A 17,025-nucleotide genomic window follows, 5' to 3' on the forward strand; every position below is an offset into this window, starting at 1 on the left:
CAGAAGTCGAACGAGATGTGACCAGGCACACAGTCGACGAAGCCTTTTTGTGAATCTCGATCAGTGCACGGGTGGGGCGCACGGTGTCGGACGGCCCCGCTTCACCCGCTGTCACTTCACCACTTCCGCCGCAAGTGAATCTTGAGTAGTCTCCGCTGGCGCATTCGGTCGCATGACGGCACCGTCGCGGTTCTCGATCCCTCTGAGGAAGCTGAGCATGAAGCGAACCCTTTACGAAGCCGAGCACGAGGACTACCGCGAGAGCGTGCGGGCCTTCGTCAGCAAGCACGTGGTGCCGCACTACGCGGACTGGGACAAGGCCGGCATCGTGCCCCGTGAACTGTTCACCGGTCTGGGCGAGCTGGGCGCGCTCGGCATCGCCGTGCCCGAGGAGTTCGGCGGCGCGGGGATCAAGGACTTCCGCTACAACACGATCCTGCACGAGGAGGGCGCGCGGGTGGGCGCCATCCCGGCGATCCTCGGCCCGACCCTGCACGCGGACGTGGTCCTGCCCTACTTCCTCGACCAGACCGACGACGAGCAGAAGGCGCGCTGGCTGCCCGGCATCGCCTCCGGCGAGCTGATCACGGCGGTCGCGATGACCGAGCCCGGCACCGGTTCCGACCTGTCCGGCATCCGTACCAAGGCCGTCCGCGACGGCGACCACTACGTCATCGACGGCGCGAAGACGTTCATCACCAACGGCATCAACGCCGACCTGGTCGTCGTCGCCGTACGCACGGGCGAGCACCCGCACCGCGGGCTGAGCCTGATCGTCGTGGAGCGCGGCACGCCGGGCTTCGAACGCGGCCGCAAGCTGGAGAAGGTCGGTCTGCACGCGCAGGACACCGCCGAGCTGGTCTTCACCGGCGCCAGGGTGCCGGCGGCCAACCTGCTCGGCCAGGAGGGTGAGGGGTTCTTCGCCCTGACGCGCAACCTCGCGCAGGAGCGGATGTCGGTCGCGATCGCCGGTCTGGCGCAGGCGACGGCCGCCTTCGAGTGGACCGTCGAGTACGTGCGCGAGCGCAAGGCGTTCGGCAAGCCGATCGGTTCCCTCCAGGTGACCCGGCATCGCCTCGCCGAGCTGTCCACCGAGATCGAGATCGCCCAGCACTACCTCGACCGCTGCGTACTGGCCCTGAACTCGGGCGAGTTGACGGTGGTCGACGCCGCCAAGGCCAAGTGGTGGTGCACCGAGCTCCAGGGCCGGGTCATGGACGCCTGCGTCCAGCTGCACGGCGGGTACGGCTACATGCTGGAGTACCCGATCGCGCGGGCCTGGCAGGACAGTAGGGTGAGCCGGATCTACGCGGGCACGACCGAGATCATGAAGGAGATCATCGGCCGTTCGCTGGAACTCGGCTAGCCCACGGGTCCAGGGAGTCGGCTGGCCTGTCTGGAGGTGCCGGTGAGGGTCGAGGTCGGGACGGAGGCCGCGGGTGTGGGGGGCGGCGCCGCTGCGGTCCGTACGGGGGTGACGGGGGGCGGTGCTGGCGGTCCGGGGCCGGTCGCGTCGGACGGTGCGGGACCGGTCGCCGCGAGCGGTACGGCGGCGACCGGACCCGGTGTGGAGCCGGGCGCCCCGCTCGTGCGGGCGACGCGTCCGCGCAACCGGCGGGAGCTGATCATCGCCGCCGCGCGGGAGCTGTTCTCCCGCGACGGTTACGCCAATGCGGCGATGAGCGACATCGCGGCCGCCGTGGGCATCGGCCCCTCCGCCCTGTACCGGCACTTCGGCGGCAAGCAGCAGCTGCTGCACGCCGTCGTCGCCGAGGCCCTCGACTCCTGCCTGGCCGGGCTGTACCCGGCGGGCCCCGGTGAAATCGACGTCCTCGTGCGGGACTTCGCCGAGTCCGCGCTGGCCCGGCGCGAGCTGGGCGTGCTGTGGCAGCGCGAGGCCCGGCATCTGCCCGCCGAGGAGTACGCGGAGCTCACCCGGCGGCTGCACGCGGCCCGGCGCACCCTCGCCGGCCAGCTGACCGCCGCCCGGCCGGGGCTGGACCCCGGCCACACCGAGCTGCTGTCCTGGGGCACGCTCGGCGTGGCGGCGAGCCTCGCCTACCAGCATGTGGAGCTGGCGGAACCCGATCTCGTCGCGGGCCTGATGCACCGGGTCGCGACCTCGACCCCGCCCGGACTCGGCGAACCCCGACTCGACGCGCCGCGCGGTGTGTTGCGCCACCGCTCCCGCCGGGAGGCGCTGCTCGCCGCCGCGACCGAGCTGTTCGCCGAGCGCGGCTACGCCTCGGTCAGCCTGGAGGACACCGGCGCGGCCGTCGGGATCGCCGGGCAGAGCATCTACCACCACTTCGCCAGCAAGCACGACCTCCTCGCCACCGCCGTGCACCGCGGCGTCGAACGGCTGTGGGTCGACCTCGCCGAGGTGCTTGCCTCGGCGAGGGACCACGCGGGGGCGCTGCGGCGCCTGGTGTGGCGCTACACCCGCAACGCGCTGGTCTCCCGCCACCTCGTGACGGTGATCGCCACCGAGGCCGAGCACCTCCAGGAGGCGGACCGGCTGCGCGCCCGGCAGTTCCAGCGCGACTACATCGCCGAGTGGCTGCACCTGCTGGGCGCGGTCCACCCGGCCATGACCCCGGCCGAGGCCCGCGTCCGGGTGCAGAGCGTCCTCACCGTCGTCAACGACGTGGCCCGCACCCCCCGGCTCGCCACCCGGCCGGGGATAGACCGCGCCCTGCACCAACTGGGCTGCGAACTGCTGGAGTTGGACACCGAACCACTGCCGGGGTGACGGCTCCGGGCAGGGGGAAGGGGCGGCGCGCGAGTGCTCGTACGGGCGGACGGGTGGCCGTACGGCCGCAGCCGGCCTACCGAGAACCCGCCGCCACCGGCTGCGGGGCCGCCGCGATGACCGCGTCCAGCAGCCCGCGCGACGCCTGGAGATCGTCGATCGCGCGGCTGATCCGCTCCCGCTCCTGGCGCAGCCCCGCGACCAGCTCCGGACAGACCGGCACCAGCCGCTCACCCTCGTCGCGGACACACGGCAGCACCCTCGCGATGGTGTCCGTGGTGAGCCCGGCGGCGAGCAGGGTGCGGACATGGCGGACCGTCTCGACGTCCTTCTCCTCGTAGACGCGGTACCCGCTGGGCAGGCGCTCCGGTGCCAGCAGGCCCTGCTCCTCGTAGTAGCGCAGCAGCCGCTCGCTGACGCCCGTGCGCCGCACCATCTCACCGATCCGCATCGCGGCCCTCCCCGGCTTGACTCTCACATCGGTGTCAGACTTTAGCGTGAGTCCGACGCGGGACCACGACGGTCACCGCGCGGCCGTAACCCGGCCTAGAAAATGAGGAGTTAATTGCCATGCGCGCTGTCCGGATCGACGCCCACGGCGGGCCCGAGGTGCTCACCGTACGAGAGATCGCCGCACCGGAGCCGGAATCGGGGCTGGAGTCGAAGTCGGAACCGGAGTCGGGGCCGGGTGCCGGTGAGGTGCTGGTGCGGACCGTCGCGAGCAGTCTGAACCCGGTGGACTGGAAGACCCGCGCCTGGGGCGTGGGCCCTGCCCTGCCGGCCACGCTGGGCTGGGACCTGGCGGGCATCGTCGTGGCGAGTTCCGCGCCCCGGTTCGCGGTCGGCGACCGGGTGATCGCGATGTCCGCGCAGCTGGCCACCGGCCTGGGCACCTGGGCCGAACTGGTGCGCCTGCCCGCCCGGTTGCTCGCCCATGCCCCCACGACGCTCACCCTCGCGGAGGCCGCGACGCTGCCGCTCGCCGGGACCACCGCGGTACAGGCCCTCGCGGCGCTGCGCCTGGAGAGCCGCACCCGGCTCCTGGTCACCGGGGCCGCGGGTGCCGTGGGCGGCCTGGCGGTCCAACTGGCCCGGCAGGCGGGCGTGTCGGTCGACGGCCTGGTCTCCCGCCCCGAACACGTGGAGGTGGTGCGGGAGTTCGGCGCCTCGACCGTGACGCGCTCCGCCGCGGAGCTTCCGCCGGGGGCGTACGACGCCGTGCTCGACACGGCGGGCGTCGACGTCTCCCGCGCGCTCGCGGACGGAGGGTCGTACATCTCGGTCGCCGACGCGCCCCTGCCGGACGTGCCGGGCGCCGCGAAGAACTACGTCCAGGAGAGCGCCGAGGACCTCACGGAACTGGCCGGCCTGGTCGACGCGGGGCGGCTGAAGGTACGGGTGGCCGCGCACTACCCCTTCACGGAGGTGCGCGCGGCCCACGAACGTTTCGAGGCGGGCGGCCTGCCGGGCAAGGTCGTACTGCTGTTCTGAGCCCGCCGGTGCCAAAGCCGCTGGCACCCGGATGGCAGAGCCGGCCCGGCGGCGGACGCGGACCTGAAGGCGGCCGACCTGGCCAGCCCGCTGCCCTACGCCGATGACACGCACTACCCGCTCCGAACCGCGCCCCGTCCACCGCCCGTTCGGGCAACCGCTCTGCCCTCGCGTACCTGGCGCCCGCCGCCGCGGGCCTGTATCCAGAGGGCCGGAGCCTAGTGAAGGAGCCCCCTATGCACGCCCGAGACACCGCGGAGGCGGCCGAGCGCACCGGCACCCGCAAGGCGTCGGCTCCGAGCGCCCCGGCGCGGCAGGCTCCGGGCGCGCTGGCGCCGCTCCAGCGCAGCGTCGGCAACGCGGCCGTGGTGCGGATGCTGCGCCGGGACCAAGAGGCGGCCGGACACGGCGCCGAAGAGGAGACGGTCCAACGGTCCGCCGTACACGGGGTGTTGCGCGCCCCGGGACGGCCGCTGGCGGAGCCGGTCCGGCAGGAGATGGAGGCGCGGTTCGGGGCGGACTTCTCCGATGTGCGCGTCCATGACGACGCGGCCGCCCAGTCCTCCGCCGCCGGTCTCGGCGCCCGCGCCTACACCTCCGGCAGCCATGTGGTTCTCGGACCCGGCGGCGCCGACCGGCACACGCTCGCCCACGAGTTGACCCATGTCCTCCAGCAGCGGCAGGGCCCGGTCGCGGGCACACCGACCGGCGACGGACTGCGGGTCAGCGATCCCGCCGACCGCTTCGAGCGGGCCGCCGAGGCCAACGCCCACCGGGTGCTCGCCGGCCCGGTGCCTTCCGCGCGGCAGGGGCGGGAGGAGAGCGCCGACCGGTCGGTCGCCCAGGCCGGAGGGTCCGTGCAGCGCTTCACGGACCAGGACGTGGAGGGCATGGGGGAACTGCGGGTCTCGGCCGGCGGCGCCTTCGCCATCGTCGACGGCGCGCACTACCTGTGGGTACGGGCCGACGCCCTCGGCACGATCTCCCCCGCCCTCCAGTCGGACAACCGGCAGGCCGATTTCCTGGGCGCGACCTACCACCGCTACTCGTTGGGCGGCGATGTGCTGAACCAGTGCCTGCACGTGGCCGAGGAGATCATCAACAACCGCGTCAACCAGCTGCCGCACGGCCAGTACGCCAGCACGATCGATACGTTCAGCAACAAGAAGGGCGCGCGCACCGAGTTCTTCGGCCAGCCCAGCGACGGGACCAACCGCCGCATGGCCAGGGAGTTCACCGGCGCCCGTGACGAGGCCGCGAACCCCCAGGTGGGCCAGGCGTTCGTGATCGTCGCGCTGAAACCCGGAGACAGGGAGATGAGCCAGTTCCACGCGGCCGCGGTGGTGGCCAGGGATGGCAACGACTGCGTCACCCTGGAGGCCTTCGCCGGTGACGAGGAGCAGCTCGAGCCCGCCGCCGCCCGGATGTACACCGTCAACGGGGGAGAGCTGTCGTTCCACGGCTACTGGTCGGGCGAGGAGATGTACTACCACGGCGTCAGCGCCACCACGGTGATCATCAACCCGAACCCGGCTCTCTGACCGCCCGGCAGGTCCGGGGCCGCCGCGCCGGTCTCACACCCGTCCGAACAGCTCCGCCGCGTTGTGGTGGCACACGGCCCGCAGCCACTCCTCCCCGAGGTCCAGCCGCTCCAGGGCGTGCAGTTGGTGGGGGTAGAGGTAGGGGATGTTGGGGAAGTCGGTGCCGAGCAGGACGCGGTCACCGAATTCCGCGAGCCGGGGCAGGGCCCGGCGGGGCAACGGCATGAACGCCTCGGTGAAGCCGGTGAACGCCATCGTCGTGTCCAGCCTTACCTCCCGGTACCGCTCGGCGAGGCCGAGGAACTCCTCGTACTCGGGCATCCCCAGGTGCGCGACGATCAGCCGCAGCTCCGGGTGGCGCGCCAGCACCCGCGCGATCGGTCCGGGGCCGGTGTGTTTGCCGGGCGCGGGCCCGGAGCCGCAGTGGATCACCACGGGGATCCGGGCCTCGGCCAGTACCCCCCAGGCCGGCTGGAGCAGCTCGTCGGCCGGGTCGTACGCCCCCACCTGCACATGCGCCTTGAACACCCGCGCGCCCGCCTCGATCGCCTCGCGGACGTACGTCTCGACGCCCGGCTCGGGAAACAGGGTCGCCGTGTGCAGGCAGTCGGTGGTCCGCCGGGCGAAGTCGGCCGCCCAGCCGTTCAGTCAGCGGGCCATGCCGGGTTTGTGCGGGTAGAGCATGGCGGTGAAGGCACGGACGCCGAACCGCCGCAGCCGCCGCGCGTTCGGCCTCCTGCTGCCGGTGCTGATCGGCCAGGCGAGCCCGCCGGTCAGCGGACCCCGCGCGTCGAAGTACTCCCAGACCTTGTGCAGGACCCGCTCGGGCATGAAGTGCGTGTGCACGTCGATCAGACCGGGCAGCCCGAGCCGGCCCCAGAAGCGCCGCACCTGCCCGGCTTCCTCGTCAGAGCGGCTCGCCGAGGTGGCCGGGAGGGGGTCGCCGGGGCCCGGACGGTGATCATTCATGCCGCCCACGATCGTCCCGCGCCATCGGTCCCGTCAATCACGTCCTTTGGCGGAGCGAGTACGGCCGTCAACCGGCGCGCGGGGTGAGGACCGTACGGTCGAACGGGCCGCCGTGCGCCGCCGCGTACGCGATGGCGTCGTTGACGGAGTCGAGCGGGAACGTCCGGACCCGGTCGGGGGCGAGGTCGAGCGCGCCGGACGCGACGAGCCGGATCATGCCGGTGTTCGCCGGGCGCGGGCCCAGCCACTGCCCCCGCACGGTGACCGAATTGCGCATGAGCCATGGATAGGGGAGGGCGAGGTCCGCGCCGCCGAGCATGCCGACGCCGCCCATGAGGACGACGCGGCCGAACTCGCGGACGCTCATCGCCGCCGCCCGTGTCACCGAGCTGGGCGCGGAGGGCGGGAGCAGGTCGATCACCACGTCGACCGGGCCTTGTGCGGCCGTGGACAGGGCGGCTCGGTCCACGTCCTCCTCACCGGTCAGTACGACCGGCCGCACGCGCCGCCCGAACCGTTCGGCGAGCAGGGCGAGCGCGGCGCGGTTGCGGCCCGGCGCGATCACCCGGCCCGCCCCCATGGCGAGCGCCACGGCGACCGCGGCGCTGCCGAGATTCCCGGTGGACCCGCTGACCAGCACCGTCTCCCCGGCTTCGAGGCCGACCGCGAGCAGGCCGCCGTAGGGGACGAGGTAGACGCCGAGACAGGACCAGCGCGCCGGGTCGTCCCGTGCCTCGGCCGGCAGGGCATGGACGTTCTCCGTCGGCACCCGCATGAACTCCGCGAACGCCCCGTCGGGCAGGTGCCGGGCGAGCCTGGCGCCGCCTTCGCCGCGGGAGCTCAGGCCCTGGAGCATGATGTCGGGGGTCAGCGCGTCGTCGCGCGAACGCACCGTCGGATCGCACCACACCAGGTCGCCGACGCCCAGCCTGGTGGCGTCCGGGCCGATCCGCACGACCCGTCCCACACCGCCGAAGCCCGGTATCACCGGAGGTTCGAGCGGGTAGTTCCGCCGGCCAGCGAAGACCTCCCCGGCGTACGGCAGGACGCACGTGGCCAGGACCTCGACCAGGACTTCACCCCCGTCCACCCGGGGCTCGGGCATGGTTCGCACGGTGAGCGGGGCACCGAACCGGTCCAGAACTGCTGCTCGCATCCGCGGGCCTCCTTGATCGCCTGCTTCGAGGCTAGGGACACCCAGGGCATGCGCCAAGCGACGATCCTGCACAGGTGGTATGCATAGTGCGCATGGACTTCTCCAGCACCGCGCTCCGCGTTCTGCGTCAGGTCGCCGACTCCGGGAGCTTCACCGCGGCCGCCGCCCAGCTCGGCTACACCCAGTCGGCGATCTCCCGCCAGGCGGCGGCCCTCGAACGGAGCGCGGGCGCCGTCCTGTTCGAGCGCCGCTTCGACGGGGTGCGGCTCACCCCGGCCGGACTGACCCTGCTCCGGCACGCGCGGACGATCCTGGACTCCGTCGCGGCGGCCGAGCGGGAACTCACCGGCTCCGCCGCACCGACGGCCCTGGTGCGGCTGGGGCTGTTCCCCAGCGCGGGCGCGGTGATCCTGCCCGATGTGCTCACCCGGCTCGCGGCGACCGGCCCGCACATCACCGTCACCACCCGCGAGGGCACCACGCCCGCCCTGCTCCGGGCCCTGCGCGCGGGCTCCGTCGACCTCGCCGTCCTGACGTCTCGTCCGCCGCACCGGCCGTCGGACGGCGAGTCGCCCCGGCTGCACATCGAAACCGTCGAGGACACCGAACTCCTGCTCGGGGCCCCGACGACCGGCCTGTTCTCCGGCCGGACCGCGGTGCACATCGACGAACTTCTCGACGCTGCCTGGATCGCCGCCCCGTCCACGGGCACCGAACCCCTGCTCGGCGTCTGGCCCGGACTGCCCGGCCGGCCGCGGATCGTCCACACCACACGGGACTGGCTGACGAAACTGCGGCTGGTCGCGGGCGGTTTCGGCGTGACCACGATCCCGTCCCGCATGTCCCCGGTGCTGCCGCCGGGCGTGCGTCTGCTGCGCGTGGACGGAGTGCCCGCCGAGGTCCGCCGGATCCTCACGGCCCGGCTTCCCGGCCGACCGGGACCGGGAGTCACCGAGGCCCTGCGAGCGATCACCTCGGCGGTCTGATCCATCACGGTGGTCCCGGCCGTCCCTGCCGTGGCGGTGGCATCCCGACGACGGTACGAGCCCGGCGCCGGCTCTCAGCGCGGAGCCGTCGCCGGTATCCGCTCCAGCACCCCGCCCGCGAACACGTCGTACAGCGGCAGCGTCTCCAGGTGGACGTAGCCGATGTGGCAGTCGCACACCGCGAGCGGGCAGGCCCGTGGCCGCAGCGCCCGCCGGTACGAGCCGTCGTAGAGGTTTCCCAGCTCCGCGCGGACGAAGTGGCAGCGGCGCACCGTGCCCTCGCCGTCCACCGACACGACCGACTCCCCGGTACGGCAGGGCAGGCCCGCGCTGCGGTGGGGGTGGCGGCTGTAGCCGAACAGCGGATCCAGCGCCGTCCACTCGGCGGCCTCCGCGTCCGTGTAGGTGTGCCCCTCGGCGGCGTTGACCCACAGATACACCTGCTCCGGCAGGTCCGCGCGCAGCCGGCGGGCGTGCTCCAGGTGCTCGGGCAGACCGACCACACCGACACTGTGCCGGATCCCGCGGGCGGCCAGATCACGGCACTTGGTGAGAAAGCGGTCGTACGGCGTCTGCCCCGGATGGTACGTGCACCACAGCGCGAGCGTGTCCGGGTCGGCGGCCGACAGCCAGTCGGTGCGGCAGCTGAGGTTGGTCTGGATCGCCACCCTGCGGATGTGCGGCAGCCGGCTCAGCTCCACGAGCGCCCGCCGGTACCAGGACCGCACCAGGCCCTCGCCCCACGGCGTGAACAGCAGCGAGAGCCGGTCGCCCTCCTGAGCCGCCGCCCACCCGGCGAACCGCTCCAAGGCGGCCCGGTCGGCGACCAGTTGGGCATGGCTGTCGCGCCGCTTGGCGAACGGGCAGTACGGGCAGTCGTAGTCGCACGACGCCAGCGGGCCCCGGTAGAGAATCGTCAGGTCCATGCGGATGCCGTCACTTCACCTCGTACGCGGCCATGCGCGCCCGCACCGCGGCGGAGAACAGCTCCGGGCCCACCGCGTCCGAATGCGCGAGACCCTCGGGGCTCAGCCGCAGCAAGCCGGGGCCCGCCGTCCCGTCCAGCCAGCCCCGCTCGGCGAACCGGTCCAGCTCGGCGGCGAAATCGTCGCCGGGCGCGCTGCCGAACCGGGCCCGGTAGCCCGCCACCGGCATGCCCTCGGCCTGGAGCAGCGACTGGAGCAGATGCCGACGGCGCGCCTCGTCCCCCGTCATCTCCCAGCCGAAGTCCGCGTGCTGGAACCCCTCCACGGAACGAGCGGTGTACGCGTCGATGATCCCCCGTATGCGGTGCATGTCCACCGCGTAGTCGAACGAGTAGTGCAGCCGCGAGGTGTACGACCGCGCGCCGCAGCCGAGACCGACCATGCCGTCCGTCTGGCACGCGTAGTCGCCCGCGCCGGTGTCCGGGGCGTCCGCGCGGCGGAACATGCGCATCGACACCTGCTCGTAGCCCTGCCCGAGCAGGTGGTCCCGGCCGTGCCGGTACAGCCGCAGCCGCTGCTCGTCCCACTCGGCGTCGGCGGAGGCCGCCCGGTCCGCGCTGCCCGACACCGCCCGCTCGCGCTGCCGGCCGAGACCGGTGCGCGGGCGCACATAGAGGGGATACAGATACAGCTCCTCCGGCCGCCAGGCGAGGGCCGCGTCCAGGGACCGGGTGAAGGACGCCTCGGTCTGCCCGTCGATGCCGTAGATCAGATCGATGTTGAGGACGGGGATCTCCACCTCGCGGATCCGGGCGAGGGCCGCCTCCACGTCCGCCCGCCGCTGCGGCCGTACGGCGGTGCGCGCCTCGGCGTCGACGAAGCTCTGCACGCCCAGGCTCAGCCGGGTGGTGCCCCGCTCGGCCAGCACCGCCAGCCGGTCGGCGCTCGCCGTGGCGGGCGAGGCCTCCACCGACAGGGGGATCGCGGTGAGATCGGCGCCCAGCGTGTGCTCGGCCAGGTCGCACAGCCGCTCCAGCTCCGCCGCCTCCAGGTACGTCGGAGTGCCGCCGCCGAAGGCCGCGTTCGCGAACCGCGCCCCCGCGCCCAGCGCCTCGCGCACCGCCGACGCCTGCCGCTCCAGCGCGTCCAGATAGGCGCCGGCCAGGCCGTCCGGTGCGCCGATCCGGGTGAAGAGGTTGCAGAATCCGCAGCGCACCTCGCAGAACGGGATGTGGAAGTAGAGCGACAGGGCACCTTTCGGCTCGTCCGCCCACAGATCGCGCAACGACGCCTGCTCACGGGGCAGCGGGCGGTAGGCGGTCTTGTGCGGATAGGCGTAGACGTACTGCTGGTACGGGCTGACGGCGGTGGCCGTCGCGGTGGTGCTGGTCATCGGGCCTCGTCGAGGAAGAAGTGGGCGTAGGGGACGGTCCAGACGACGTCATGGCCGATGCGGTGGCCCGTGTAGCCGTCCTCGCCGTACGCGGTGCCGTGATCGGAACAGACGATCGCGAGGCACGGGCGGCGGGCGGAGGCCGCGGCCAGCAGCCGGCCCATGTGCCGGTCCACGTACTCCAGGGCCGCCGCGTGCGACTCCCGCGTGTCGCCCGCCTCCTTGGTGGCGCCGGGCAGATGGAACCAGTTGGGCTGGTGCAGCGCCGACACGTTCACGAAGAGGAACAGCCTCTGGTTCTCGGGGAGACCGGCGACGACCTTCTCGGCGCACGCCACCTGGGCCTCGAACGAGGTGGGGGAGGCCACCCCGAACTCCGGCTCCCAGTAACTCTCCTGGAACATCGCCGGCAGCACCGAGCCCAACGGGCCCTGCTTGTTGAAGAAGCCCACACCGCCGATGCACACCGTGCGGTAGCCCACCGCGGCGAGCCCCGAGACCAGATCCGGCGTGTCGTACACGAAGGTGCCCGCCGCGGTGCTCTCACTGCCCGCGAAACGGGCGGCGAACAGCCGCGGATGCGGACCGGGCGCGGCCGGCGTCGGCAGGAAACCCGCGAACATCGCCTGGTGGGAGGCGTAGGTGAAACTGCCCGGCGCGTGCCGCCGTTCCCAGGCGCCGCCCGGCAGATGCCGGGCCAGATTCGGGATGCGCCCGGCCGCCGCCAGCTCCTGCGCGACGTCGTGGCGCAGGGTGTCGAGCGTGACCAGCAGCAGATCGTGGCTGCCCACGATCTCGGTCATGTCAAGCGGGGATGTCATGGTGGTGCTCCTTGTGCTCCGGCCGCCGCAGGACGTGGTCCGGGAGTTCTCCGGCGTGGGCCGGGGGTGGTGCGGCGTGATCCGGGTGTTGCCCGGCGCCCGCCGTGGGCTGTCCGGCGTGCGCTGGGGGTGGTGCGGCCTGACCGGGCCGCCGTGGGATGTCTTCCGCCGGCTGTACGACGGCAGTGGCCGCGGCGACCTGCGCGGCGTAGGTGTCCAGGTGCTCGGCGCCGCTGCCGGGCAGGCCGGTCAGCCGGGGGAGCAGATCCCCGAAGGCGTTCACCTCGCCGACGGCGAAGCGGCGCCATCCGGTGGCCGGGAGGATGTCCACGCCGACGCAGAGCGTGCCCGGAAAACAGGCGGCCGCCCGCTCGGCCACGTCCAGGACCTCCGCGAAGTCACCGCCCGCGGCCCGGATCGCCGCGCGGGCCGCGTCCAGATCGCCGCGGGCGCCACCGAGATGCAGGTTGGTCATGGGGTGCCGGCTGGTCCGTACGACGGCATGCGTGGCGCGGCCCGCGACCACGACCACCCGCAGATCGGCCGCCCGGCCGCCCTGCGTGGCCTTCGGCAGCCAGCGCTCCACATGGATCCCGTCCGGTACCAGCGCGTCGACCAGGGCGGCGACCTCACGCTCCGAGGTGTAGTCGCGCACCCGCAGCGAGTTGTACAGCCGGCCGTCCTCGGTCCGCTCCACGGACGTCGTCGCCTTGACCCGGCCGGGGCCCGCCACCGTCAGTGCCATGACTCCGGAGGCCGACGAGCCATGGGCCGGCTTCACGAACGCCCGCGGGAAACGCGCCTCCTCCAGCTGCCGCCGGAGCCTGTCCCAGCCGTCGAACGGGCCGGTCAGCGCCGGGGGGACCGGGACGCCCGCGGCGGCGAGCCGGGCATGGCAGCGCCGCTTGTCGAACATCACGGCGACCTCCTCGGCATCCGCGCTCGGCACCGCGCCCGCCTCGCGCGCACCTCGCGTCAACTCCCTTAGCACGGAGGTGAAACAGCGGTGCCACAGTGCCGTGCCCTCGACCCTGGTGGGATCGTCGACACCCCGCAGGAGCCGGTCGACCTCGGCGTTCTCACCGGGGGAGTCGATCCGCACCCACTCGCCCGGCGCGAAGCGGTACCGGCCGCGCAGCACGTCCCGCCAGGGGAGCACGCGCGGCGCCGGATGCCCCGCGACGCGTACGGCGTCGGCGAACAGGGTCGTCCGCCGGTTCTCGGGGTTGCCGACGACGGCGAACCGGAGGCCCGCGGCGGGCGCCGCACTACTCGGAGACCGCGACATAACGCCACTCCTCGTCCTGCCACCGGTGCGGCACCTGACGCTCGGACAGGTCCACCTCGGTCCCGGCGGAGCCGAGGGCCGCCTCGATCCGCTCGGCCATGGAATCGCCGAGGAAGTGGTGGTGCAGGTCGAGCCGCTTGAGATGGGTGAGCGGCTGGCCGCGCAGCAGGGCCTCCGCGCCGGCGTCGGTGAGGATGCCCATGGACAGGTTCAGCGACTCCAGCTGGGCCACGACCGGTGCCGAAGCCACGGCGGCCGCGATCTCGTCCTGGATCTCGCTGTCCTGGAGGCCGAGATGGCGCAGCGCCGGAAAGCGGCCCCCGGCCAGGACGGGCGCGAGATCGGCCACCGTCGCGTCGCCGCCGTACGCCGTCACGCCGAGCCAGAGCTCCAGCCGCTCCAGGGCGGGCAGTTCGCAGGCGCCGACCGCCCGCACCACCTGGCCCGGCAGCCCGCCCGACTCGAACCGCAGCACACGCAGCGTCTCGTGCCGCACGGGCCGCAGCGACAGGGCCTCCTCGCCGAGCCCCTGCGAGCCGCCGCGCACGCCCAGCTCCTCCAGCAGCGGGAACGTCTCCAGGACCGGGGTGACATCGGTGAGCTGGATCCAGGAGATCTCGCACTCCTCGCTGGTGACGTCGGCGAGGAACAGGGCGCGCAGCGCGGGGAAGCGCCCGGCGTCGGCCAGCAGCAGCTCCAGCACCGGACGCAGTTCGCTGTACTCGTCCTCCCACCAGGGCCCGACGACGAGCGCCCGGACCTCCGCGCTCGGCACCCGCTCCGTGAAGCTCCGCCACACCTCGGGGAACGGAATCTCCCCGGCCGCGAAGCAGTCCAGCCGCCAGGCCACCTCGCCCGCGGCCGGCAGCGGCTCCTCGCCCGGCTCGGGCAGGGTGAAGACGGGCAGCCCGTGAAGGGTCTCGCAATGATCGGCGAAGGTCATGGAGGCCTCACTCCGCGACCGCGGTGTAGCGGTGCACGACGCCGTCGTGCTCCCAGGTGTCGCCGGGCTCGGACAGGTCGACCTCGACACCGGACGGCTCCAGCGCCGCCCTGATCCGCTCGGCGACCGGCTCGGTGACGTAGTTGTGGTGCAGGTCGAGCCGGGTGAGATGGGTGAGCGGCTGCCCGTCGAGCAGCGCGATCGCGCCCTCGTCGGTGAGCACGCCCATGGACAGGTCGAGCGAGGTCAGCTGGGCGACGACCGGGGCGCCCGCGACGGCGGCGGTGATCTCGTCCTGGACCTCGCTGTTGCGCAGGCCGAGGTGGCGCAGCGCGGGGAAGCCGCCCCCGGCCAGGACGGGCGCGAGGTCGGCCACCGTCGCGTCGCCGCCGTATGCGGAGACGCCGAGCCACATGTCGAGGTGTTCCAGCGCCGGCAGTTCGCTTCCGGCCACACCGCGCACGACCTCGCCGGGCAGCCCGCCGGCCTCGAACCGCAGCGTGCGCAGGTGCTCATGGCGCACCGCCGGGAAGCGCAGCCCGGTGCCGCCGCGGATCCCGAACTCCTCCAGCAGCGGATAGGCGGTGAGGACCGGAGTGACATCGGACTGCTCGATCCAGGAGATCTCCGCCTCCTCCATCTCCAGATCGCCGATGAACACGGCCCGCAGACCGGTCAGCCGCTCCCGGTCCTTCACCAGGCAGTTCACGACGAGCCCGGAGTCGTTGTCGTAGGCCTCGCCCCACGGGCCCACGATGATCGCGCGTATGCCGGCGGGATCGACGGTTTCCAGGAAGCGGTCCCACAGTTCCTCGAAGTCCTCGTCCGAGTCGCCGTAGGGATCGGCGGACACCCGCCACGCCACGGCACCCGCCTCCGGCAGCTCCCGCTTCGGCTCGGTCTCGAACTCGAACGCCAAAAGCCCGTGCAGTTCCTTCAGATGCTCGACGTTCGACATGACGCGCTGGCCTCCCGGGACCGTGATCGTGCGGTGGTGCCAAGAGTTCTACCAAGCCGCACTGACAACGCGGATGACGGGCTGTGGGAAGCACCCAGCTCACCGGGCGTTGTCAGACCCCCCGCGTAGCGTCGTGGTCATCGGTCGGCGAGGCGCCGACGAGGAAAGGGGACACCTGTGTACCGGCAAGGAGACGTCCTGATCGTGCCCGTGGCGGAGGAGGCCGTGCCGCGCGGCACCGAACGGCTGCCGCGTCAGCCGCGGGACGCCCGAGGCAGGCTGGTGCTGGCCCTCGGCGAGGTCACCGGCCATGCGCACGCCGTCGTCGGGCCGGGCACCCTGGTCCGCGAGACCGGCCCGTTCGGCACCGCCTACCTCCATCTCCCGGAGGGCGGACGGGTGGTCCACGAGGAGCACGCGGCGATACCGCTGCCCAGGGGCTGGTACCGCGTGGTGCGCCAGCGCGAGTACGTACCGGGCGCGGTCCGCGTGGTGGCGGACTGAGACGGGGGGCCGGTGACGGCGGGCAGTGAGGGGACCGGGGGAGCGATGGCGGTGCCCGGTCGGGGAGTTGCGGGATCCATGGCGGCGGTTGTCGGGGAAGCAGGGGGATCGATGGTTCTGGTTCGCGAGGGAGACGAGGGATCGATGGGTGAGGCCGGTGCGGGAGCCGGGGAAGTGGTGACGGCGGACAGCGGCGCGGTGACGGAGACGGTCCACGCATGGCGGGCGGTGGCCTCGGCGACCGGATCCGCGGATCGCGCGGCCGCCGAGGAGGGCGTGCGCCTGGCCTACCGGCTGGCGGGCCTGCCCGAGCCCGAGACCGTCGTCTGGGCGGACTCGCCCCGCGCGGGCGCGGCCCTGGCCGTCCGGCTGACGGCGGACGGCACGGCCGGCCGCGCGGTGCGCGACGCGGTACGCACCCGGCCGTGGGCGAACGCCCGCCGGCGCCTCCTCGACCGGCTGGGCCCGGCCGGCTGGGCCGGGCACTGGGCCCTGACCGGGGCCCAACTGTGGGACGGCATGGTGATGCTGACCGAGCGGATACGGACCGGGGTGGTGCCGGACGGGGCCGGTCCCGCTGCTGCCTCGGTAGTGACGACGCATACCCCCGCCGGAGACTCTGCGGGAGCTGCGGAGCCCTCGCCCACCGAGGAGGGCGCCCGCCTGGTGCTCCTCGACGCCGTCCTGGGCCAGCACGACGCCGCGTGGCTGGCGGCGTTCGACGGCCAGGAGGGCGGGGAGGCACTCGCCGGGATCGCCGCGGTGGCCCGCGCCGCGGGCTGGTGGTGGCCTTACGAGAAGGTGGCGGTCGTCTGCGAGCGCCCCGTGGAACTCCACCTGGACGAGGCGGGCCGACTCGACCGCGGCGACGGCCCCGCACTCGCCTACCCCGACGGCTTCGCCCTGTACGCCTGGCGCGGCATGCCGGTCCCCGCCGAATTCCTCGACGAACTGACCGAGTTGACACCCCGGCGCATACGCGAGGAGGAGAACGCCGAACTGCGCCGGGTGATGCTGGAGCACTACGGATACGACCGCTACCTGAAGGAGTCCGGCGCCGCACCGGTCCAGCGGGACGAGACGGGCGTGCTCTGGCGCCTCGAACTGGACGGCGACGAGCCGCAGGTGATGGTCGAGGTCGTCAACTCCACCCCGGAGCCCGACGGCACCCACCGCACCTACTGGCTCCGCGTCCCGCCCCGCACCCGCACCGCACGGGAGGGCGTCGCCTGGACCTTCGGCCTGGAGGAGACGGAGTACGCACCGCTGCGCCAGACCTGAGCCGTCCGCACCACCC

Annotated in this window: 15 protein-coding genes and 1 pseudogene; 7 read left to right on the top strand and 9 right to left on the bottom strand. The window is 73.2% G+C overall.

The genetic code is table 11. From position 1 onward, the window contains the following. The first annotated feature begins 217 nt into the window (after positions 1-217). On the top strand, positions 218-1,366 hold the full coding sequence (locus tag ACE4Q9_RS32195; RefSeq protein ID WP_397988037.1) for an acyl-CoA dehydrogenase family protein: 1,149 nt from the start codon (positions 218-220) through the stop codon (positions 1,364-1,366). 42 nt (positions 1,367-1,408) lie between these two features. Then, the gene (locus ACE4Q9_RS32200) at positions 1,409-2,752 is read left to right on the top strand and encodes a TetR/AcrR family transcriptional regulator (protein ID WP_397988038.1); all 1,344 of its coding nucleotides are present in this window, start codon (positions 1,409-1,411) and stop codon (positions 2,750-2,752) included. Between the two features lie 76 nt (positions 2,753-2,828). Here ACE4Q9_RS32200 and ACE4Q9_RS32205 read toward each other — a convergent pair whose 3' ends face one another. Next, on the bottom strand, positions 2,829-3,203 hold the full coding sequence (locus tag ACE4Q9_RS32205; RefSeq protein WP_397988039.1) for a MerR family transcriptional regulator: 375 nt from the start codon (positions 3,201-3,203) through the stop codon (positions 2,829-2,831). Between the two features lie 119 nt (positions 3,204-3,322). Between ACE4Q9_RS32205 and ACE4Q9_RS32210 the strand changes: the two genes are divergently transcribed. After that, positions 3,323-4,243, top strand: a complete 921-nt coding sequence (locus ACE4Q9_RS32210; protein ID WP_397988040.1) for an NADP-dependent oxidoreductase — start codon at positions 3,323-3,325, stop codon at positions 4,241-4,243. A gap of 236 nt (positions 4,244-4,479) precedes the next feature. Next, positions 4,480-5,784 (top strand): DUF4157 domain-containing protein, encoded by a 1,305-nt coding sequence (locus tag ACE4Q9_RS32215; RefSeq protein ID WP_397988041.1) that lies wholly within the window; start codon positions 4,480-4,482, stop codon positions 5,782-5,784. Between the two features lie 33 nt (positions 5,785-5,817). On the opposite strand, the pseudogene ACE4Q9_RS32220 reads toward ACE4Q9_RS32215, so the two are convergent. Together ACE4Q9_RS32220 and ACE4Q9_RS32225 are read right to left on the bottom strand one after the other, a co-directional pair. Next, positions 5,818-6,753, bottom strand: a pseudogene (locus tag ACE4Q9_RS32220) (amidohydrolase family protein). A 67-nt stretch (positions 6,754-6,820) separates the two neighbouring features. Continuing rightward, positions 6,821-7,909: an alcohol dehydrogenase catalytic domain-containing protein gene (locus ACE4Q9_RS32225; protein WP_397988042.1), complete on the bottom strand. Its 1,089-nt coding sequence runs from the start codon at positions 7,907-7,909 to the stop codon at positions 6,821-6,823. Positions 7,910-8,001: 92 nt separating this feature from the next. On the opposite strand from ACE4Q9_RS32225, the gene ACE4Q9_RS32230 reads away from it, so the two are divergent. Then, a complete protein-coding gene (locus ACE4Q9_RS32230) occupies positions 8,002-8,895 on the top strand; it encodes a LysR family transcriptional regulator (RefSeq protein WP_397988043.1) in 894 nt (297 codons plus the stop codon). A gap of 74 nt (positions 8,896-8,969) precedes the next feature. Here ACE4Q9_RS32230 and ACE4Q9_RS32235 read toward each other — a convergent pair whose 3' ends face one another. From ACE4Q9_RS32235 to ACE4Q9_RS32260, 6 genes are read right to left on the bottom strand one after another with little or no spacing between them, the layout of a single operon-like run. Continuing rightward, positions 8,970-9,821: an STM4011 family radical SAM protein gene (locus ACE4Q9_RS32235; protein ID WP_397988044.1), complete on the bottom strand. Its 852-nt coding sequence runs from the start codon at positions 9,819-9,821 to the stop codon at positions 8,970-8,972. A 10-nt stretch (positions 9,822-9,831) separates the two neighbouring features. Further along, on the bottom strand, positions 9,832-11,214 hold the full coding sequence (locus ACE4Q9_RS32240; protein WP_397988045.1) for an STM4012 family radical SAM protein: 1,383 nt from the start codon (positions 11,212-11,214) through the stop codon (positions 9,832-9,834). Then, entirely contained in the window at positions 11,211-12,017 is an 807-nt protein-coding gene (locus ACE4Q9_RS32245) for an STM4013/SEN3800 family hydrolase (protein WP_397988291.1), read from the bottom strand. The genes ACE4Q9_RS32240 and ACE4Q9_RS32245 overlap by 4 nt, the downstream gene beginning before the upstream one ends. Before the next feature lies 1 nt (position 12,018). Then, on the bottom strand, positions 12,019-13,323 hold the full coding sequence (locus ACE4Q9_RS32250) for an STM4014 family protein (RefSeq protein ID WP_397988046.1): 1,305 nt from the start codon (positions 13,321-13,323) through the stop codon (positions 12,019-12,021). After that, a complete protein-coding gene (locus tag ACE4Q9_RS32255) occupies positions 13,304-14,266 on the bottom strand; it encodes an STM4015 family protein (RefSeq protein WP_397988047.1) in 963 nt (320 codons plus the stop codon). The genes ACE4Q9_RS32250 and ACE4Q9_RS32255 overlap by 20 nt, the downstream gene beginning before the upstream one ends. 7 nt (positions 14,267-14,273) lie before the next feature. Then, positions 14,274-15,224, bottom strand: coding sequence for an STM4015 family protein (locus ACE4Q9_RS32260; protein ID WP_397988048.1), 951 nt, complete (start codon positions 15,222-15,224; stop codon positions 14,274-14,276). A gap of 177 nt (positions 15,225-15,401) precedes the next feature. Here ACE4Q9_RS32260 and ACE4Q9_RS32265 point away from each other — a divergent pair, with 177 nt between their 5' ends. Next, positions 15,402-15,728 (top strand): hypothetical protein, encoded by a 327-nt coding sequence (locus ACE4Q9_RS32265; RefSeq protein WP_397988049.1) that lies wholly within the window; start codon positions 15,402-15,404, stop codon positions 15,726-15,728. A 144-nt stretch (positions 15,729-15,872) separates the two neighbouring features. Then, positions 15,873-17,009: a DUF6745 domain-containing protein gene (locus ACE4Q9_RS32270; RefSeq protein WP_397988050.1), complete on the top strand. Its 1,137-nt coding sequence runs from the start codon at positions 15,873-15,875 to the stop codon at positions 17,007-17,009. Positions 17,010-17,025 lie beyond the last annotated feature (16 nt).

The sequence above is a fragment of the Streptomyces sp. AM6-12 genome, assembly GCF_044327085.1.
GTDB lineage: Bacteria > Actinomycetota > Actinomycetes > Streptomycetales > Streptomycetaceae > Streptomyces.